The 18,910-nt window shown below is 64.8% G+C and carries 23 protein-coding genes and 1 tRNA gene; 14 read left to right on the top strand and 10 right to left on the bottom strand.

The window, feature by feature from the left end; genetic code table 11:
- Positions 1 to 5 precede the first annotated feature (5 nt).
- From E5P2_RS09025 to E5P2_RS08970, 12 genes are all read left to right on the top strand, one after another.
- Positions 6 to 2,978: a hypothetical protein gene (locus tag E5P2_RS09025; RefSeq protein ID WP_162566766.1), complete on the top strand. Its 2,973-nt coding sequence runs from the start codon at positions 6 to 8 to the stop codon at positions 2,976 to 2,978.
- A 352-nt stretch (positions 2,979 to 3,330) separates the two neighbouring features.
- Positions 3,331 to 3,591: a hypothetical protein gene (locus E5P2_RS09020; protein WP_162566765.1), complete on the top strand. Its 261-nt coding sequence runs from the start codon at positions 3,331 to 3,333 to the stop codon at positions 3,589 to 3,591.
- A 27-nt stretch (positions 3,592 to 3,618) separates the two neighbouring features.
- Positions 3,619 to 3,987, top strand: a complete 369-nt coding sequence (locus E5P2_RS09015; protein WP_162566764.1) for a hypothetical protein — start codon at positions 3,619 to 3,621, stop codon at positions 3,985 to 3,987.
- A gap of 3 nt (positions 3,988 to 3,990) precedes the next feature.
- Positions 3,991 to 4,818, top strand: a complete 828-nt coding sequence (locus E5P2_RS09010) for a head maturation protease, ClpP-related (protein ID WP_162566763.1) — start codon at positions 3,991 to 3,993, stop codon at positions 4,816 to 4,818.
- Positions 4,815 to 5,216: a hypothetical protein gene (locus tag E5P2_RS09005; protein ID WP_162566762.1), complete on the top strand. Its 402-nt coding sequence runs from the start codon at positions 4,815 to 4,817 to the stop codon at positions 5,214 to 5,216. The genes E5P2_RS09010 and E5P2_RS09005 overlap by 4 nt, the downstream gene beginning before the upstream one ends.
- The gene (locus tag E5P2_RS09000) at positions 5,213 to 5,767 is read left to right on the top strand and encodes a hypothetical protein (RefSeq protein ID WP_162566761.1); all 555 of its coding nucleotides are present in this window, start codon (positions 5,213 to 5,215) and stop codon (positions 5,765 to 5,767) included. The genes E5P2_RS09005 and E5P2_RS09000 overlap by 4 nt, the downstream gene beginning before the upstream one ends.
- Positions 5,764 to 5,976 (top strand): hypothetical protein, encoded by a 213-nt coding sequence (locus tag E5P2_RS08995; RefSeq protein ID WP_162566760.1) that lies wholly within the window; start codon positions 5,764 to 5,766, stop codon positions 5,974 to 5,976. Before E5P2_RS09000 ends, E5P2_RS08995 begins: the two co-directional genes overlap by 4 nt.
- The gene (locus E5P2_RS08990; protein WP_162566759.1) at positions 5,973 to 6,566 is read left to right on the top strand and encodes a hypothetical protein; all 594 of its coding nucleotides are present in this window, start codon (positions 5,973 to 5,975) and stop codon (positions 6,564 to 6,566) included. Before E5P2_RS08995 ends, E5P2_RS08990 begins: the two co-directional genes overlap by 4 nt.
- A complete protein-coding gene (locus tag E5P2_RS08985) occupies positions 6,563 to 6,886 on the top strand; it encodes a hypothetical protein (protein ID WP_162566758.1) in 324 nt (107 codons plus the stop codon). Before E5P2_RS08990 ends, E5P2_RS08985 begins: the two co-directional genes overlap by 4 nt.
- Positions 6,883 to 7,098, top strand: coding sequence for a hypothetical protein (locus tag E5P2_RS08980; RefSeq protein ID WP_162566757.1), 216 nt, complete (start codon positions 6,883 to 6,885; stop codon positions 7,096 to 7,098). The genes E5P2_RS08985 and E5P2_RS08980 overlap by 4 nt, the downstream gene beginning before the upstream one ends.
- Before the next feature lie 110 nt (positions 7,099 to 7,208).
- The gene (locus tag E5P2_RS08975) at positions 7,209 to 10,121 is read left to right on the top strand and encodes a tape measure protein (protein WP_162566756.1); all 2,913 of its coding nucleotides are present in this window, start codon (positions 7,209 to 7,211) and stop codon (positions 10,119 to 10,121) included.
- Positions 10,118 to 10,402 carry a hypothetical protein gene (locus E5P2_RS08970; protein WP_162566755.1) on the top strand — a complete coding sequence of 95 codons (285 nt, stop codon included), beginning with the start codon at positions 10,118 to 10,120 and terminating at the stop codon, positions 10,400 to 10,402. The genes E5P2_RS08975 and E5P2_RS08970 overlap by 4 nt, the downstream gene beginning before the upstream one ends.
- A gap of 9 nt (positions 10,403 to 10,411) precedes the next feature.
- On the opposite strand, the gene E5P2_RS08965 is transcribed toward E5P2_RS08970, so the two are convergent.
- Positions 10,412 to 10,582, bottom strand: a complete 171-nt coding sequence (locus E5P2_RS08965; protein ID WP_162566754.1) for a hypothetical protein — start codon at positions 10,580 to 10,582, stop codon at positions 10,412 to 10,414.
- A gap of 162 nt (positions 10,583 to 10,744) precedes the next feature.
- On the opposite strand from E5P2_RS08965, the gene E5P2_RS08960 reads away from it, so the two are divergent.
- Together E5P2_RS08960 and E5P2_RS08955 are read left to right on the top strand one after the other, a co-directional pair.
- Positions 10,745 to 11,128, top strand: coding sequence for a hypothetical protein (locus E5P2_RS08960; protein WP_162566753.1), 384 nt, complete (start codon positions 10,745 to 10,747; stop codon positions 11,126 to 11,128).
- A gap of 81 nt (positions 11,129 to 11,209) precedes the next feature.
- Complete coding sequence (locus tag E5P2_RS08955; RefSeq protein WP_162566752.1) at positions 11,210 to 11,683, top strand: hypothetical protein; 474 nt, start codon at positions 11,210 to 11,212, stop codon at positions 11,681 to 11,683.
- A gap of 28 nt (positions 11,684 to 11,711) precedes the next feature.
- Here the strand turns inward: E5P2_RS08955 and E5P2_RS08950 are convergent, their stop codons facing one another.
- From E5P2_RS08950 to infC, 9 genes are all read right to left on the bottom strand, one after another.
- Complete coding sequence (locus tag E5P2_RS08950; RefSeq protein WP_197908473.1) at positions 11,712 to 12,785, bottom strand: hypothetical protein; 1,074 nt, start codon at positions 12,783 to 12,785, stop codon at positions 11,712 to 11,714.
- Positions 12,786 to 12,880: 95 nt separating this feature from the next.
- Positions 12,881 to 12,957: transfer RNA gene (locus E5P2_RS08945), tRNA-Pro, on the bottom strand.
- Between the two features lie 26 nt (positions 12,958 to 12,983).
- A complete protein-coding gene (locus E5P2_RS08940) occupies positions 12,984 to 13,436 on the bottom strand; it encodes a MerR family transcriptional regulator (RefSeq protein WP_162566751.1) in 453 nt (150 codons plus the stop codon).
- Between the two features lie 64 nt (positions 13,437 to 13,500).
- Positions 13,501 to 13,872, bottom strand: coding sequence for an integration host factor subunit alpha (locus tag E5P2_RS08935; RefSeq protein ID WP_162566750.1), 372 nt, complete (start codon positions 13,870 to 13,872; stop codon positions 13,501 to 13,503).
- Positions 13,869 to 16,307, bottom strand: a complete 2,439-nt coding sequence (pheT, locus tag E5P2_RS08930; RefSeq protein ID WP_162566749.1) for a phenylalanine--tRNA ligase subunit beta — start codon at positions 16,305 to 16,307, stop codon at positions 13,869 to 13,871. The genes E5P2_RS08935 and pheT overlap by 4 nt, the downstream gene beginning before the upstream one ends.
- A 21-nt stretch (positions 16,308 to 16,328) precedes the next feature.
- On the bottom strand, positions 16,329 to 17,405 hold the full coding sequence (gene pheS, locus E5P2_RS08925; RefSeq protein ID WP_162566748.1) for a phenylalanine--tRNA ligase subunit alpha: 1,077 nt from the start codon (positions 17,403 to 17,405) through the stop codon (positions 16,329 to 16,331).
- Between the two features lie 132 nt (positions 17,406 to 17,537).
- Entirely contained in the window at positions 17,538 to 17,897 is a 360-nt protein-coding gene (rplT, locus tag E5P2_RS08920; RefSeq protein WP_028253492.1) for a 50S ribosomal protein L20, read from the bottom strand.
- 23 nt (positions 17,898 to 17,920) lie between these two features.
- On the bottom strand, positions 17,921 to 18,124 hold the full coding sequence (gene rpmI, locus E5P2_RS08915; RefSeq protein ID WP_028253491.1) for a 50S ribosomal protein L35: 204 nt from the start codon (positions 18,122 to 18,124) through the stop codon (positions 17,921 to 17,923).
- A gap of 149 nt (positions 18,125 to 18,273) precedes the next feature.
- Complete coding sequence (gene infC, locus E5P2_RS08910; RefSeq protein WP_162570410.1) at positions 18,274 to 18,882, bottom strand: translation initiation factor IF-3; 609 nt, start codon at positions 18,880 to 18,882, stop codon at positions 18,274 to 18,276.
- Positions 18,883 to 18,910: the final 28 nt, after the last annotated feature.

Here is an 18,910-nt window from a genome sequence, read left to right as displayed (position 1 = left end):
CAAAAATGAAAACGCCGACCCTGGCAGGGGCCGGCGTTCCGGGAAATCAGGTCACCGTCGAAAGCAACCACGGACCGGATCGTGCCACAAATATCGCGATTGCGCAACAGTTTTCGCTGACAGTCCTGAGCAGCCGGTCCAACATCGGCAAGCGGATCACCATCGGGTCAGACGGCAAGCTTGCCAAAGGCCCGTTGCGCATGCCCATCGAGAGCACAGCGCGTCGCCATACCGTGGGCTCCCTGCGCGAATTCGACGCATTGCTCCAAGGCCTCCCGCCCACGACGGCGATCACGCATGGCGTGCCCCCCGCCGATGTCTGCACGATCACCACGCAGGAGAAGCTCACCAGCGCCGCGCCGGGCACCATCGCACGCGACGGCGCACATTTCGCGTGGCCTGACGGTCCTGCGTTCCTGCTCGCTGACTCCGACTTCGCGCCGACCGACCCGGATCCAGTCGCAGAAGACATCGATCGTCGCATCTGCCTTGCGGTGCCTGCATGGGCCAATGTCACCCGCCTCTACCGATCGAGTGGTTCATCGCACGTCATCGACGCCGAACTCGGTTTGCCGCTTCGCGGCGTAGCTGGCCTGCACGGCTACGTGGGCGTCGACCGCGCCGCCGACATCCCGGAGATCGGACAGCGCATCTTCGACCGGCTCATACTGGCCGGCGAGGGGTGCGTGCGGCACGCGCGCAGCGGCACACCGTTGGTCCGCACACTGGTCGACTCCAAGGTATGGCAGCCGGAGCGCCTCGACTTCCACAGCGCGGATCTCGGCGCCGGGCTCGAGCAGGAGATCCCGCCCGGGCAGGTGTTCGAAGCCACTGACCACGAAAGCCGGGTGTCGGGCGATCGGCTGCTTTCCCTGGCAGACATCCCACCACTCACCGATGCCGAGAAGGCCAGCGTCGAGCAGATCAAGCAAGTCCTGGTCGCAGCGCCGGCCGTGGTCGCGGAGTCGGCCCGGCTGAAGCACTTGTGGGCGACAGAGAAGGCGCGCGAGGCGATGCCGATGGCGACGGACGAAGATGTTGCAGCAGCGTCGGCCGAGATCGCCAACAGAGCAGCGTCCAACCAACTTTTCGGCGGCTTCGTCATCACGCTGAGCGACGGAACGCGTGTCACTGTCGACGAGGTCTGCGCGGACCCGCTGAAGTACCACGACAGGCGTTGCCACGATCCGCTCGACGACGAGGGCGACAAGCGCATAGGCGTCATCCTCGGCAAGCGGACCAACGGCAGCGGCGGCGTAGCGCTCCACTCGCACATGCACGGCGGCCGGATGTTCGACCTGGTGTCGAGCGCCGGGTTTGATGACGCTGTCGAATTCGACGACCATCCGGTGACCGAGTCGCACACAATCACAATCCGCAACGGCGAGCGGGCGCGCATCGTTGCCGAAGTTGCTGAAGCCCTTGGCCGTCGCGCGCCCTACTACCGGCGCGGCGAAATGCTCGTAAGAGCAAACTCGCTGCCCGCCGACGAAGACAGCGCGGGCATCCGTCGGTCGGGCGGCAGCGTTGTATTGCGCGAAGCAAAATCGCACGCAATTGTGGCCGACGTATCGCGCGTCGCTCGGGTGGAAAAATTCGACGCCCGCGCGAAGAAGATGGTCCCTGCCGACCTTCCGGACGCCGTCGCCCTGTCGCTTTGTGCACTGGGTGTAGAGCAACGCGCATTCCGACCGGTGATCGGCGTTACGCGCTGCCCCGTCATGAGCGAAGATGGTTCGTTGCGTGCAGCAGCCGGATACGACCCCAGCACCAAACTGATCCTTGCCGGAGATGATGACTGGTCGCTGCTCGACATCCCTGCAACACCCACACAGGAAGATGCGCTGCGCGCGCTGGCCTGGCTGCTCGATACGGCATACAGAGATTTTCCCTACGCCGACGCCGAGTCGAAGTCGGTTGCCCTCAGTGCGCTGCTGACGGCCGTCATTCGACCCGCGCTCGACTGCGCCCCGCTCCACGCATTCAGCGCACCGCAGTACGGTGCTGGCAAGAGCTTGCAGGCCACCCTGGCAGCCGTGGTCGCTACCGGCACGAAGCCGACCACCGTTGCGCCTGGACACAGCCAAGAAGAATTCGAGAAACGCGTCGACGCGACCATCATCGCTGGTGACCCCGTGGTGATGATCGACAACCTGTCTCGTCCGCTCGGTGGCGACAACCTGTGCATGGCGCTGACCAGCCCTATCGCAACGATTCGGCCACTCGGCACAAGCGTGCAGATCACCACGCCGACCGCGGCATTCTGGATGGCCACGGGTCAGAACTTTGCAGCGAAGCGCGACATGCACCGTCGCACCGTTGTCGGCTACATCGATGCAGGCATGGAGCGGCCAGAGACGCGCAGCGGTTTCGCTATCCCGAATCTCATCGGGTGGGCGACCGAGAACCGGATGCGCATCCTCTCGGCGGTGTTCACGATGCTGCGCGCGCACGCCATGGCGGGCTATCCGTCGATGGGCGAAAAGACCCTTGGCAGTTTCGAAGCGTGGAGTCGACGCGTTGCGCATTGTTTGGTTTGGCTTCGCCTTGTGAACCCGGTGCGCTCGCAGGATCGGCTGCGTGATGACGATCCCGAAATCCAAGGCCGAACAGGCGTCTTCAGCGCGTTGCACGACTGGCAGCAGTTGCGCGAGCGCTGCATGGCACGCAGCAGTTGGACCTTGCGCGACCTACGTGCGCTGTACAACGATCCGCAAGGCGCGGCGCGCGATCTGTGCGATGCGATAGCAGCCGGCGTCAGCCGCGGTGTAGATGGCATGCCGTCATGGTTGCGCATGAACAAAAACGTGACCATCGGCATCGACGGCGAGTCGTTCTGCCTGCTCAACTGCGGCACAGGACATGGCGGCGGCTCTCGATGGGAGATCGTTCGATCTGGCAGCGGCGCGACGCCTGGTGACCATGGTGACGATGGTGACCCATTTCTAGTTACTAAGCCAAAACTGTCAGATATCTAGATGAAGCGTCAACACGCCGCAGCGCCGTGACAGTTTGGCCCTGGCGGCGGGATATAGGTCACCAACGTCACCATCGTCACCACGGGGCCGTGCGCACGCCGCACGCGGCATTCAGGGGGGCTGTCGCGACCTGTTGCCTGGAAACAACGCCGGGGACCCTGTGGCGATTTTTGACCCCCACGGGGACAGAGAGGCGCCCACAACGCAAGTCCTGGGAATCTCAAACTTTGAAAAATAAACAAGTTATGTTTTATAACTAATTTCGCGTTTTTCAGCAGACTGTAAATTGGGCCGCAGCGCCTTTTCAGTCGGTCACAGCGACCATGCCTCATCACAGACAGATGAAGGCCCCATGACCGATACACACCCTAAAGCCGAGCGATTGCCGCGCCTCTGCCCCGTCGCCGAATCCGCCAAAGCTCTCGGCGTCAGTACCAAGCTTTTCTGCAGCGCTGTAGAGCGTGGGCAACTGGGCGCGGTCGACATTTTCACCTTCGGCGACCCACCTCAAAAGTACGTTTCCTTCGCGGCGGTCGCCGACTTCTTCGCGCAGCGCGCCGCCGCACGTGCAGCCGGGCACAGCGTGCCGAACCGTGCCGACCTGTTCACTTGAAAAACCCTCGCAACTTTAAATAAATCAATGAGCCACTTCAATCACTTCCCCATCGTCGGCGCCATCGCATTCAGCGAGGCCGCAGGCTGGCGTTCGCTGGACCGGATCAACGTCGTCGGCAACGCCAGCACCATCCTCCCCGGTACCGTCCTGATGAACAACGCCGGGGCCTGGTCCGCGTACGACGGCACGCATGCCGCTGCAGGCGTCGCCAGCGAAGCGATCGGCCAGTGGGCCAGCAACTGGCCGGGCGCAATGCCCGCCGCACCCGGTGGCAGCATCGCCGTGCACGCCTACGTCCGCGACGCCGAACTCGTGCACTCGAAGCTGATCGGCCTGGACACCGCGGCCGAAACCGCCCTGGCAGCGCTCGGCTTGATCGTCCGCACGTTCTGAGCCATGGCGAAGAAGCCCTACAACTTCCGCGAGCGTCCGCCATCTCAGCCGGCGCTGCGATTCCGGAACGGCACAGCCGCGCCCACGCTCGAAGTCTTCGGTCCGATCGGCGAGGGAGAGACGGAGTCATCCAACTTCAAAGCCGAACTCGCCAAAGTCGACGGGCCGGTGCTCAACATCGAGATCAACTCCTACGGCGGTGACCTGTTCGCCGGCGTGGCGATCTTCAACATGCTGCGCGGCTCTGGCAAGACGATCAACGTCAAGGTGATGGGCGTCGCGGCATCGGCCGCTTCGATCATCGCCATGGCTGGCGACTCGATCGAGATGTTGGACGCCACCTACCAGATGGTCCATCGCGCGTCGACGAACTCGTCGGGCAATTCGGATGATCTGCGACAGGCCGCAGACGAGTTGGAACAGTTCAATAGTTCCCTCGCCGACATTTACGCGCGGCGCACCTGCCAGTCCAAAGCCGTCATCGAGAAGATGATGACCGACGAGACATGGCTCGACCCCGACGAGGCGCTCGCCAAGGGGTTTGCTACCAAGGCGCCCGGCGTCAAGGCCAAGGCCCCCACTCCAACACCCGCACGCTCGCCGGAGCCGGCTCGACCCGAGGCGTGGAACGCGCAGACCGTCACCACCTTATGCGGGTACGCGAAGCACCCCCAACTGGCTGCCGGTTTCATCGCCAACAAAACGCCGATGGCTGATGTACGCGCCAAGCTGCTGGCGCTCGTGAACGCGACCGCCAGCACCTCAACCGTCTCAGGTCCCACCACCGCGGACGTGTACCGCACCCGCAACAGCCACCGAGGAAAGAAATGAGCACCACCATCAACACCGAACGTCTTGGCACCCTGGTCGACCGAGGCGAGAGCGTCCTCCGCAGCGCCACCGCGGCACGGAACGACCTGGCCGAAAAAGAAGGCGATCTGGTGCAGATCGGCCGCCCGATCGCCGTCCTGGTGTCGCAGACCGTCAGCGGCGTGTTGAAGCACTCGCCGACACAGCGCGAACTGCACGACTACATGGCGAGCGCAGACGACGGCACGCTCGAGAAGCTCGGCGCGAAGCGAACGCAGATCGCTTCGTTCCGCAGTGCCCTGGCGCGCGTGCAGCGGCTTCGCGAAAGCAGCGCTGCCCTGGCACGGAAGGCCGGCTTCTGGAAACCCTATCTCGAATCGCTGCGCACCTTGTCCAAAAAACACGGAATCCAATCATGAGCAAAGTCCATTTCAAGAAACGCGAGACCGCCGTCACGTTGATCCGCGCGCTGGAGGCCGAACTCGCCTCGCCGGAGCACACCCGCAAGTCGCCTTCTGAACTGCACGCCGCTCTGGTCGCGCAGGTCGATGAGTGGCACGACCACGGCGTCGGCCTGGTGTCGGCCAGCCTGCAGTCGATGGCAGAGGGCCAGCACGTCACCGACTTGCTCCAGCCGGAGGCGCAGAACTACTCATTCGACGCCGAACACGCTGGCATGACGCTATCGACCATCGCGGACCAGAACGCTGTCGACGCAAGGGGCACGCTGGTGTTTCTGCTCGGTAAGGACGCCGTCCTGCAGAAGCTCCAATTGTTGGTTGACGGCATGGCCACGGGCGCGGACGCCGAGACGCGCGCGGAGCGCCTGGTCGACATCAAGCGGCGACTGCAGCAGGCCGAGGCAGCAGAAGAAGCCGCGATCCTGGAACTCGAAGACCAAGGCATCGAGTGGGTGCCGCGTGCAGGCCAGCGGCCCGAGGCGGCCATCCTGGTCGGATGGGGCAAATGATGACCGCAGAACAACATCACGCGGCCATCACCAGCGGCAAGTCGGCGACCGGATTTGAAAAAGTCCTCGAAGAGATGCGGGACATCTTGGCCTCCGGGGTGCTTATCGAACGCCCGACCGTTGCCGAGATCGCCGAGCGCTCGGGCGTGCCGGCCCACCTCGTGCAGAGGGTCGTTGCGGCCATTGGTCGCGGGATTGCAGCGCCATGACCGCTGAAGTTCACGGCGAAGGCCGTGGCATCGGTCTACGCGCGGAGGGGCAAGTGCACGAGTATCTGCCCGGTCAATGGACCCTGCGGAATACCGCCGTTCACGAGATGGGCCATGCGCACGTGGCGCTGCACTTTGGGGTGTCAAGCCGCGTGAGCATTTGGCACAACGGCATTGGATGGGCCGGCCGATGTCACTATCAAGGCAAGCACCACCCGCGCACTCGGCTTGCTTGCACGGTGCCACTCGGCGGCATCGTCGCCGAGGCACTGCTGCACGGCGTCGACCCCGCATCGTTGCACGCGCGACTGATGGCCAGTGATTCATGGCGCGAATCCGTGGACGCGCGGGCGTCCGCGGAGCGCAACGGTACGCTGACTGTCGCGCACCTGACCCGCTGTTACCGCATCCTGCGCGGCAGCCGCGCCGCTGTCGACAAAGGTGCGAACGCGCTCATCCGAGCGGCCGAGCGACGGGGGTTGTTTGGCGAAGACAATCCCTTGTCGACGGTAGTCAGCGCGCCGGCGCCAATACTCGATCCATTTCAGCTTGGCGACGCCGACGGACGTTACCGGGGGGACAGCGAATGACCACGACCGTCGACGACATCGCCGTGGTCGCCGCTGCGTTGCCCACGCTCGGCCGCTTTGGCTTCGGCCTCGAACTCCCGTTGCCCACCGACTCCGATTTTCTCGCCCAAGTCGACGCCGCACGGTCGTTCATTCGGTCTGCACCGGACCCACGCGTGACGATCACGGGCCGTGGCGCCTATCACTTGAAGCACAGGGCCGAGCGGCACGCACACACCTACGTCAGCGTCGGCGCCCTGGTCGCTGGTGCCGCGCTGGAAGGCATCGCGCCAGTGCGCAACGGCGCCGGGCCGAATTGCCGTTTCGAGGCCATCAGATGAGCCGCCTACGCCCTTTCACCGAACAGCAGATCGTCGACGCGATCACCTCGCGCGGCCTGCAAATCACGCCAGTCGGCAGCGCCGGCGCAGTGCGCATCCGCGGCGCTGACATCGACGTCCTGGCGGCCAGCCTGTTCACCCTCGACTTCCGCGACCTGCGGGTCCAGCCTCTCAAAGACGACCGACTGCGCTATGTGCGCCAAGAAAGCTAGAAACCATGGCAAAGAACGCAAACGACGTATCGCTAAATCTCAAGGCCAACGTCGACGCCAGCCAGCTACCGGGCCTGTCCGAAGACCTGCGCAATGTCGGCGCGGCCGGCATGCTGAGCGAGGCCGAACTCGCCGGCCTCAGCGCCGAACTCGATGCGGCCAGCACCAAGACGAAGGCACTGCGCGCCGCAGAAGCCGCTGCCACCGCGCAGGCCACGGCCACAAAGACCAGCATCGCCGAACAACGTGACGCCCTGGCGCGCCTGCGGCTGAGCACCGATGATGCAACCCGCTCTACCGACGGGTATAAGGCCAGCATCAAAGCGGCACAGCTTGCGCTGCTCGACAGCCGGCCCGCACTACGCGAGCAGTCCGCCGCGCAAGAAAAAGCCGCTACGTCCGCACGCATCGCAGCAGCCGAAGAAGCCAAGCTCGCGGCCACATACAAGGCAGCAGCAGCGGCAGCGACCAAGGCCAGCGCCGAACAGGTCGCAGCGGCCGAGCGCTCCGTCGAGAGCGTGTCGGCCCTGTCTGCTGCAGGCGGTGAAGCGGCCGGCGTGATGTCCCATCTCGGCCCGCTCATCGCGGCCGCGTTCGGTGCCCACCAGTTCATCGAGGCCATCACGGCGCAACAGTCACTGCTCAAGGGCTTCACGGCCGTCTACGGCAGCGCGGAGCGTGCGGCCGAAGAGATGAAGTTCGTGCACGACACGGCGAACCGGCTTGGCCTCGGTGCGCAGGATCTACAGCATCAGATGCTGGCCCTGTCCGCAGCGACGCGTGGCACCGTCCTGGAGGGTCAGGCTACCCGCGACGTGTTCACCGCTGTGACGCAGGCGATGGGCTCGCTTGGTCGGAGCAGTTTCGACACGGAGCGCGCGCTCAAGGCCGTTGCGCAGATGGCGAGCACGGGCAAGGTCAACATGACCGAGTTGCGACGCGAGTTGGCTACCGACCTACCTGGTGCCATGCAGGCCCTTGCCAATGGCGCCGGCATCACGGTCCAGCAATTGACCGCGATGTCCGAGAGCGGCGAACTGCTCGCGCAGGACGTGTTGCCGGCGCTCGCCAAGGGCCTGACCGACATGTACGGCCGGGCCAAGCCGCCGGAGGGCATCATCAACGAGTGGGCACGGCTGCACAACACGATCGTCGACACGGAGGTGGCCATCGGTGAAGGCGGCGCATCGAAGGGCATCGCGAAGGGGCTGGCCTGGTTGACGCTCGGCGTCCGCGGAACGTCCGACGCGTTCGATGTCGCCGGCACCGCTGCGGGCGAATTCATTGCGAAGCTGGTGACCGGAAACCACGAACTCGGCACCGCCGCCGAGATGAACGCGAGGTACGACGCCGAACTGCGCAAGGCGGCCGAAGCCGCCGGCCTGATCGACACGGCAGTGACCGGCGCCGCTGCTGCCACGCAGGCGCAGGTTCGCGCCGTCGACAACGCGACCATGAGCACGGAGCATCACGCCGAGTCCATGCTCGCCGTGCAGGCGCGATACAGCAAGCTCGCCACCGAGGCCACCGCGTACACCACGGTCCTGGAAGCGTCCGCCAAAGCGCGACAGACCGAGAGCACCGCGCTCGTGCAACTGGTCAACGTGTACGGTAGCGAGATCGAGCGGCGGCAAGCTGTGGCGCAAGCTGCAGGCACGCAGGCGCAATCGCTGCGCAGTCTCGCGCGTGCTCGTGAAGACGAGGCGATCATCGCGAAGTCCCACCTGCTCAAGTTGCAGGAAGAAGCTGCAGCCCGGCACGACACGACCGAGGCGACGAAGCAAGAGATCAAGGCGGCGCAACAGGCGGCCGACGTGAAGCGCGCCGAAGCCGATCAGGCAACGGCCGTCGCTCGCTCGAAGAACATCGAGGCCGAGGCGACGAAGGCCAACGCCGAAGCCTATAAGGACAACGCCAACCGCGTCTACGAACTGCGCGGCGCGGCGCAGGCAGCGGCGGCTGAGGTCGAGCGCCTGGTCGACGCGCAGAAGCACGGCAAGGCCAGCGCGGACCAAGTTGCGGACGCCGAGGCGAAGGCAGCAGCAGCGACCCTGCTGTACCGCGACGCACTGCGCGACGCGTCCGCTGCGGCCGAGCGCAAGGTGCAGGCCGAGCAGCGCAACGCGACCCTGGCACAGGGTGCTATCGGCGTCGACCTGGAACGCGCGCAAGCCATGGGGGAAGTCGCGAAGGCCAACAACGACGCAGCTGGTGCTGCTCGTGCACATGAGCAAGCGAACATGCTGCAGGCCCGTTCTGCTCGCGTTGCAGCGGATGGCGCCAGTAGTGAGGCAGCGGCCATGCGTGCGGTCGCTGATGCGCAAGAGACCGAACTGAAGGCAACCGGTAGCCTGACCCCGGCGAAGCAGGCCGAGATCGACGCGACTCGAGCAGCAGCAGCCGCGAAGGATCAGGAGGCGCAGAAGGCCGAGATCCTGGCGAACAAGATCGACGGCCTGGCAGCCGCTGAAAAGCGACGCGCCGACAGCAACGGCGGCGGGAATGGCTTCAGCAAGTCGGGCGACGGGTTCACGGTCGACAAGAACGGCAACCCGGTCGACCCCGAGACCGGCCGACAACTCGGGCAAACGAACCTCACGCCGCTCGACAAAGCGTTCGCGGCGATGCGCACCGGCGGCAAGGGCATGAGCATCGACGACCTGAAGGCCGCGAAGGCACAGGCCGACGCAGGCAAGGCATGGCTCGACAACATGGTCAAGTCCGGCGGCGCAGGATCGATCGGTCCGGAAGCCTTCAGTTCGATCAAAGGGCTGCAGGCGGCCACCGCGAACGCGCTGAAGAAGGCAGAGGGAGACGCGTCTCTCGCCGAGCGGCGCAAGGCCGCAGCGGATGCGCCGGCAGCGCCTGCACCGGCGCCGGCGCCAGCGCAGAGCACGCACCACACCGTGGCGATCGACCTGGGGTCAGGCGCGAAGACGATTCGCACGGCAAGCGCGCAGGACAGCGAGACGTTGGTTGGCATGCTCAAGACCTTGGCGAACGCACGAGGAACAGCCCAGTGACCGCGCGCATTTACCAATTTCCCGACCGCCGGCGCACGGTGACTGACATCGACGGCGCGGCCGTGGCGTTCGCATCGGACGGCGAGGTCCGGCACATGCTGGATCTGGCGCCGGATCTCGCGCCGCGAGTCGTCGTCGCCGTGGCCCGCCTGCTGCTGGACGAGTCGCTGACCGAGCAGGCGGCCCGCGCTGGCGGATGGGCATCGCTGGCCGTGGCGCGCCAACGGGGTCTGGACCTGCTGTCGCTCGTTTCCGAATATCCGGGGAAATTCGGAAATTAATTCGAGAACTCAGCGCTTGCCCTCGATGATCTGCTGCAGATAGTCGCGCAGCCATGCGACCCCGCCGAGCAGTTGGAACGTCGCGCGCTGCTCACCCGTCAGGCGTACCGTGGTGACGACGGTCCCGCTCTCGTCCAACGCCTTGCGACCTGACCCTGGTGTTTTTCCCCGCTTCTTCATGCCCGCTACTGTATGCGCATACGTTACGACGCAACGTTGCGTCAAGACGCAAGTGCAAAAAAGAGACGGCATTAAGTCACAGAACGGCATGCGATTCTCCAAACGTATTCGCTTAGGCGTGGCTTGCCGCTAGAGTCGGGGCTTCAACAACCGGACCAACAAATGACCTTCACCGACAGCCAAGCCATCGCCTTCCTTTCCATCGCGTCGATGCCATCCGCCGAACAAGGCCCCGCCATGTTGGCGCTCCCGCTCCCGCAGCGCCGGGCGGTCAAAGCCCTGTTCGACGAAGCCCCGCGGCCTGCGATGCGCTGCAAGCCGGGCGACACGTGTCTGATCGTCGGCGACCTGGACGCGAACCGCACCGCCAGCGTCGAGGTCACCGAGCGCGTCGGCGACTGGGGATGGCACTTCAAGAATTCGAGCCGGACTCTCTACAGCGCGCCGGGCGTCCGCGCGGTCAACCTGGAGCGATGGGTACTGCGGGACTGCGACCTGATGCCGGTCACTGAGGCGATGGTGCGGGGTGCCGTGACGGCGCACTGACGGCCGTTCTGTGCATTCCTGCGCGGGGCCGCTCGTGCCCCTGCGATATGCTTTTCCGACAACAACCAAGAAGGATGCGAAGTGAAGGTCAAATATCTAGCGATCGTGCTCGTCGTCGCGTCGTCCCCCGCGTGGGCCATCTACAAGTGCACGGTCGAGGGGCACACGTCGTTCCAAGAACAGCCCTGCGCCGATGCGCGCACTCAGAAGGATGTCCACGTCCAGTACGAAGCGCCGAAGCTCGGCAGCGCACCGGACGCACCGCGGGTGCAGGACAACGTCGCCGCCCTCGAGAAGGAGCGCATGCGCCACGAGGCCGAGTACGCGCTGCGCGACAAGCAGGCCGCACTGACCAACTTCCAACGGCGGTGCGCGCAAGAGGTCGATGCGATCGCTGAGGGGCGCAACGAGGTCAACTCGTTCCGCGCACAGGCCGAGGCCAGCGCCGCAACCGCTCGAGCCACGAGTTGCAACACGCAGGTCCAGGCGCTGCAGTCACAGGTCGACGCGCTACAACGTAAGTGCGACGGCATGGGGTGCAAGGCGCCGCTCTAGTCCGAGGCGCATTGTTGACCGTACTTGGTCAGTTCATCGGCACCGGTCGTGCGTCTGGCCTGACCATCAAATATTCGGTCAGCGTTTGACCTCCGTTGGGCGTCTCTCGGTATGCATTGCCACCAGTGCGGGGGCCGGGGTAGTGGGTCCAACCTTCGTCTTGGCGTTCGAATATGTCGAATTTGTTCACCCAAGCGCAATCGCCAGGCGCGTAGCGTGTCGCCAAGAATTTCGGTGAAACCTCCTCGTTGGGGCGCTTGGGATCACTCGAACCGAGCGCGTCGGCAATTCGATACCCGTGATGCGTGACAAAAAAGACCTCGCCCTTCCCCGCCCGATCCTCGACCAGATCGTTGTCGATTAGCTCCGTAACGGCAGCGATCCATCGCGCCTCGTCCCGTGCGCCGCCGCCTTCACGGGTAAGTGTTGTGCGGCCCGCCTGCACATGCGTGCCCCCTAGCGTTGAAATTTTCATCACGCTGCCGTCTTCACGTACCGCGGTATCAAGCAGCATGTGGGCGTCTACCGACAACGTCGCCACAGCCGGCCACTGTGGCTCGTCCTCAGAGTCGGGCGCTACGGCTGTCCGAGCCGGGAAATTGCGGATGATGGTCTGCGCTAGATGCCGACCGAAGTCGGCCTTGAATTTGGCGAGATCGTCGTACTCGTGAATCAACCCTCGATCGCGACATTGGGCTTTGAACGCCTTCAACGCCGCGTAGTTCACCGGATCGATACTATCCGGATGCGCCGGCGCCGATGAGAAGTACAGCATCGCCGGGCGGCCGGCGCCAAGGTGCTCTTCAATCTCTTCGACGGTCCCGCTTGCAGCAACGCCGGTGGGGCTCCCCAATCTTGTCCAGAAGATCGCAACTAGGAGATCGCAGTCCCGCAATATCTGCTTTGTGATGATGGCTTGCGCGCGCTCGCCCATGGCCGGCGACGCATGTGTGTCCCATCCGACAGGGTGAAGGATTACGCCACGGTCTAGCGCGTGGACGGCGTTCCACTCGTCGATGACGGATCGAACAAGATGCCGCTCCTGCGGAACATCCCCGGGCGATGCGATCATCACTCGAACCATCGACACTGTTTGAACCATGATGCTTGGCTTTCTTTTAGGGCACCGCTAGGGCACGGCGCCTCTTGAATGACAAAGGGGTTAGCAGCTGCTACGCCGCTAACCCCTGTCAATACTGGTCGGTGTGAAAGGATTCGAACCTTCGACCCCTTGCACCCCATGCAAGTGCGCTACCAGGCTGCGCCACACACCGAAGCGTTCGATTATAGCCGCGTGCTTTCAGTGCCCCGCGGTGAGCAGCGCCCGAATTTCCTTGAGCTCGCGCCGGAGATAGAGCAGTTGAGAAAGATCGACCGTGCGGCTTTCCGCCTGGGAAGCGTCCTGGACCGCGGCATCGAATTCTTCCCGGTCGATCTCGACCGCTTCCATGCCTTCGAGCGGCACCTCGCCGGCCTTGCGCCGGTCGCGTTCGGCCTGCACCAGTTCCTGCAGCTTGTTGCGTGCGCCGCTGATGGTGAAGCCCTGGTCGTAGAGCAGATCGCGGATGCGCCGGATCATGAGCACCTCGTGGTGCTGGTAGTAGCGACGGTTGCCGCGCCGCTTCATGGGTCGCAGCTGCGTGAACTCTTGTTCCCAGTAGCGCAGCACGTGCGGCTTGACCCCGCACAACTCGCCCACTTCACCGATCGTGAAGTAGCGTTTGACGGGAATGGGCGGGAGCGTTTTCTCCATTGAAATCAGGGCAGTGCGAGCGAATCTTCGAGGTTACCCCACGTCCGCGCGCAGCACCAAGCACTTATTCGGCGCCAAGGCTCCATTCGACCTCTCGGGGTGCTTCATCGCCGATGCTGCCGTGAATCTGCTCCTTCAATTTGGCACTGGCATGAAAGGTCGCGACGCGGCGCTCGCCGATCGGAATCGCCTCGCCCGTGCGCGGGTTGCGGCCGGGGCGCGGCGCCTTCACGCGGATCTGGAAATTGCCGAAGCCCGAGATCTTGACGTCGGTGCCTTCGATCAGGCTGTTGGCGACCAGGTCGAAAAAGGCCTCGACCATGTCCTTGGACTCGCGCTTGTTCAGCCCGATCTGCTCGAACAGCAGATCGGCGAGATGCGCCTTGGTGAGCGCCGGTGTTTCGAGGACTTCGAGCGTGAATTCCATGGCGTTCATACCCTCAGTCGCGCACCGAGCCGGGCAGCGAGTTGATCGACGATCGTGCGCACGGCCGCCTCGACCTGTTCGTCGGTGAGCGTTGCGGTGTCGCTGTTGAAACTGAGGCGCACGGCCATGCTCTTTTCGCCCTGCGCCAGGTGGCCCGGGCCGGTGACAGTGCCGTCGCGTCCTGCTGACGGTCGATAGATGTCGAACAATGCGACCTCGCGCAACAGGCTGGCATCCGACGCGGCGCGAATGGCGCCGAGGAGCGTGTCGTGCGTGATCGCCTCCGCGACGACGACGGCGATGTCGCGGTCGACGGCCTGGTGCTTGGGCACCGGCTGCGCCGTCGGCACCGGCCGGGCCATCACGGCATCGAGTTCGAGCTCGAACAGGATGGGCGCTTGCGCAAGATCCCATTTCTGGCGCCAGCGCGGATGGAGCTCGCCCACCACGCCGATCGCACGGCCCCCGAGCAGCACGCGCGCCGCGCGGCCCGGATGCAGCGCAGGATGTTCGGTCGGCTCGAAGCGCGCAACGAGCGGCGCGAGCAGCGCCTCGACATCGCCCTTGACGTCGAAGAAGTCGGCGCGCCGCGCCTTGCCCTCCCAGCGCACGTCTTCGGCACCGCCCCAGGCCAACCCGGCGATGCGCATTGGCTGATGGATGCCCTTGACGGTGCTGTCGGTCGTGGCGACCGCATCGTCGCGCAGGAACACGCGGCCCACCTCGAACACGCGCACGCGCGGCGCCTTGCGGTCCAGGTTGAACTTGAGCACCTGCAGCAGCGAGCCGATCAGCGACGAGCGCATCACGCTCATCTGGCTGGCGATCGGGTTCAGCAACTTGATCGGATCGGCATTGCCGGCGAGATCATGCTCCCAGTGCGCTTCGACGAAGCTGAAGTTGATCGTCTCCTGATAGCCGAGTGCGGCGACGCGGCGGCTCACGGCGAAGCGGCTGCGCTCGGCCTCCGGGCGCACGCGCGCGGTGATGGGTGCCAGCGGCGGCGTGGTCGGCAGATTGTTGTAGCCGATGAGGCGGGCCACCTCTTCGATCAGGTCTTCTTCGATCCGCAGGTCGAAGCGATGGGGCGCCGGCGTCACGATCAGCGTGCCATCGCCCTCTTCGACGGGCAGGCCGAGACGGCGCAGCGCGGCGCTGCACCGGGCCTGGTCGAGCGGCATGCCGATCACGCGCGCGGCGCGCGCGACGCGCAGCGTGACGGGCTTCGATTCGGGCAAGCGCAGGATCTGGTCGTCGACCGGACCCGACTTGCCGCCGCAGATCTCGCCGATCAGCTGCGTGATGCGCTCGATGATCGCCACGGTGCGGCTCGGATCGACGCCGCGCTCGAAGCGGTGTCCCGCATCGGTCGAGAAATTGAAACGGCGCGAGCGTCCCTGGATGGCCTCGGGCCACCAGAACGCTGCTTCGACGTAGATGTTGCGGGTGTCGTCGGACACCGCCGTGGCGTCGCCGCCCATGATGCCGGCCAGCGATTCGACTTCGCGCTCGTCGGCAATCACGCCGACCTGGGGGTCGACCGTGACGGTGTTGCCATTGAGCAGCTTGAGCTGCTCGCCGGCCTTGCCCCAGCGCACCGTGAGGCCGCCGTGGATCTTGTCGAGGTCGAAGATGTGCGTCGGCTGGCCGTACTCGAACATCACGTAGTTCGAGATGTCGACCAGCGCCGTGACGCTGCGCTGGCCGCAGCGCGCGAGGCGCTCGACCATCCAGGCCGGCGTGGCGGCCTGGGTGTCGACGTCGCGGACGATGCGTCCGGAAAAGCGGCCGCACAGCTCGGGCGCATCGACCTTGACCGGCAAGCGGCCGTCCAGCGTGGGCGCGACCGGCGCAATGGCTGGCGTCCGGAGCGGCGCGCCCGTCAATGCGGCGAGCTCGCGTGCGATGCCGTAGACGCTCAGGCCATGCGCGAGATTGGGCGTGAGCTTGAGCGTGAGCAAGGCGTCGTCGAGCTTCAGCACCTCGCGCACGCTGGCGCCGATGGGCGCATCGGCCGACATCTCGAGCAGGCCGCCGTGGTCGTCGCTGAGCTTGAGTTCGCGCGCCGAGCACAACATGCCCTGGCTTTCGACGCCGCGAAGCTTGCCGAGCCGGATCACGAAAGGCTTGCCGTCGTCGCCCGGCGGCAGCTCGGCGCCGACGAGCGCCACCGGCACCTTGATGCCGACGCGCGCGTTGGGCGCACCGCACACGATGTTCAGCAGGGCACCCTGCCCTGCATCGACCTGGCACACACGCAGCCGGTCGGCGTTGGGATGCTGGACGGCTTCCTTGATCTCGCCGACCACGACCTGCGTGAAAGGCGGCGCCGCCGGCCGGCGCTCCTCGACCTCGAGGCCGCCCATGGTGAGCGTCTCGGCCAGTTCGGCGCTGCTGAGCGGCGGGTTGCAGAACTCGCGCAACCAGGACTCGGGGAATTGCATCTCGTCGTTCTCGCTCTCTGTTTACTGGAACTGGCTCAGGAAGCGCAGGTCGCCATCGAAGAAGAGGCGCAGGTCGTTCACGCCGTAACGCAGCATCGTGAGGCGGTCGGGGCCCATGCCGAAGGCGAAGCCGATGTAGCGCTCGGGATCCAGGCCCATGTTGCGCACCACGTTCGGGTGCACCTGCCCCGAACCCGCGACTTCGAGCCAGCGATGGGCCAGCGGCCCGCTCTGGAACTGGATGTCGATCTCCGCGCTCGGCTCGGTGAAGGGGAAGAAGCTCGGGCGGAAGCGCAGCACCAAGTCGTCGCTCTCGAAGAAGGTGCGGCAGAAATCCGTGAAGACGACCTTGAGGTCCTTGAAGCTCACGTTCTCGCCGAGCCACAGGCCTTCGCACTGGTGGAACATCGGCGAATGGGTGGCGTCGCTGTCGACCCGGTAGGTGCGGCCCGGCGCGATCACGCGGATTTCAGGCGCCTTGACCGTGCCGGTCGTGTCGGCGGCCGCAGCTTCGAACTGCACCGCGTATTTCTTGATGTGCTGGTGGGCGTAGCGCACCTGCATCGGGCTGGTGTGCGGGCGCAGGTTGTACGGCACGCCGTCCTCGCCGCTGATGTCGACGTAGAAGGTGTCCTGCATCGATCGCGCAGGATGGTTCGGCGGGTTGTTGAGCGAGGTGAAGCTGTGCCAGTCGCTTTCGATCTCGGGGCCGTCGGCGACGTCGAAGCCCATGCTCGAGAAGATCGCTTCGATGCGCTCCATCGTGCGACTCACTGGATGCAATCCGCCATGAGCACGCTGGCGGCCGGGCAATGTGACGTCGAGCGCTTCGGCGCGCAGCTGCGCGGCGAGTTCCTCGTCGGCGAGCTGCTGGCGGCGCTCGGCGAGCGCGGCCTCGATGGCTTGCTTGGCCACGTTGATCGCGGCACCGCGCGACTTCTTCTCGTCGACGCTCAGCGCGGCCATGCCTTTCATCAACTCGGTGATGCGACCGGCCTTGCCGAGAAACTGCGCCTTGGCATTTTCGAGTTCGGCCGGCGCCGGCGCCGCGGCGAAAGCGGCACGTGCGGTGTCGACCAGGGAGTCCAGCTCGTTCATGGAAAAAATCTTCGAGGTGAAAGAAAACGGGCCGATGCCGCGATGAAAAAGGGCTGGAGCTCTTTCAAGCGCCAGCCCTTGTGCCGTGGGCGCAGGCCGCGATCCGCGAGGACGACGACCTGCTGTGCGGAATCAAGCAGCCAGCTTGGCCTTGACCTGCTCCACGATGCCGGCAAAAGCGGCCTTGTCGTGCACCGCGATATCGGCGAGAACCTTGCGGTCGATCTCGATACCGGCCTTGCGGATGCCGTTGGCGAACTGGCTGTAGGTCAGGCCCAGTTCACGGGAGGCGGCATTGATACGCGCGATCCACAGCTGGCGGAACACGCGCTTCTTGGTGCGGCGGTCACGGTAAGCATATTGACCGGCCTTCATCACCGCCTGCTTGGCGATGCGGAAGACATTGCCGCGGCGGCCGCGGAAACCCTTGGCGAGTGCGAGAACCTTCTTGTGGCGGGCGCGAGCCGTTACACCACGTTTGACGCGAGGCATGTGTGTACTCCTTGTTCGTCGGGTTAGATGCCGCTGCCGGGCAACATGGCGGCCATCGAAACCATGTTGGTTTCATGCACGGCCGTTGCACCACGCAGGTGACGCTTGTTCTTGGTGGTCTTCTTGGTCAGGATGTGACGCTTGAAGGCTTGACCGCGCTTGACGGTGCCACCTGGACGAACGCGGAAACGCTTTTTCGCGCTGCTCTTGGTCTTCATTTTGGGCATGTGAATGCTCCTTTAATTTGTGCTCGTGAGGCGCCGCGGATGATCCGCGGGCTTGTTGGCCCCGAGACACTTCTTCATCCCGCTCCTGCCTGCATCCGAAGATGCGGGCAGGAGCGAAATCCCTTCAAATACTTCTTCTCACTCACCTCTTACGCCGCAGCAGGTGCGGGCGTCTGCTCCGTCGCCGGCTTCGCAGCCGCGCCTGTCTTCTTGCGACCCGGCGCGATCATCATGATCATCTGCCGACCTTCCAGCTTCGGGAACTGCTCGACCACGATCAGGTCGCCGAGCTCGTCGCGAATGCGCTGCAACAGCGCCAGACCGAGTTCCTGGTGCGTGATCTCGCGACCGCGAAAGCGCAGCGTGATCTTGCATTTGTCGCCCTCTTCAAGAAAACGCCGGATATTGCGCATCTTGATGTTGTAGTCACCATCGTCGGTGCCGGGGCGGAACTTGATTTCCTTGACTTCGATGACCTTCTGCTTGGACTTCGCCTCGGCCGCCTTCTTCTGCTCGTGGTACTTGAACTTGCCGTATTCGATCAGGCGGCAGACGGGCGGATTGGCCGCCGCGACAACTTCCACCAGATCCACGTCTTGCTCACCGGCGAGGCGCAATGCCTCCGCAAGACTCACGACACCCAACGGCTCGTTTTCGGGCCCGATCAGGCGGACTTCCGGGGCCATGATTTCCCGGTTCAGGCGGTGTTGGCGTTCCTCGCGGTGGCGGCGGTCGCGAAATGCAGTAGCGATGGTCAGGGTCCTTCAACAAATTGCTACAAAAACT

This window comes from Variovorax sp. SRS16 (assembly GCF_901827165.1).
In the GTDB taxonomy this organism is placed as follows: domain Bacteria; phylum Pseudomonadota; class Gammaproteobacteria; order Burkholderiales; family Burkholderiaceae_C; genus Variovorax.
The sequence above is the reverse complement of the archived record's forward strand: the minus strand, read 5'-3'. Positions and strand labels throughout refer to the sequence as shown.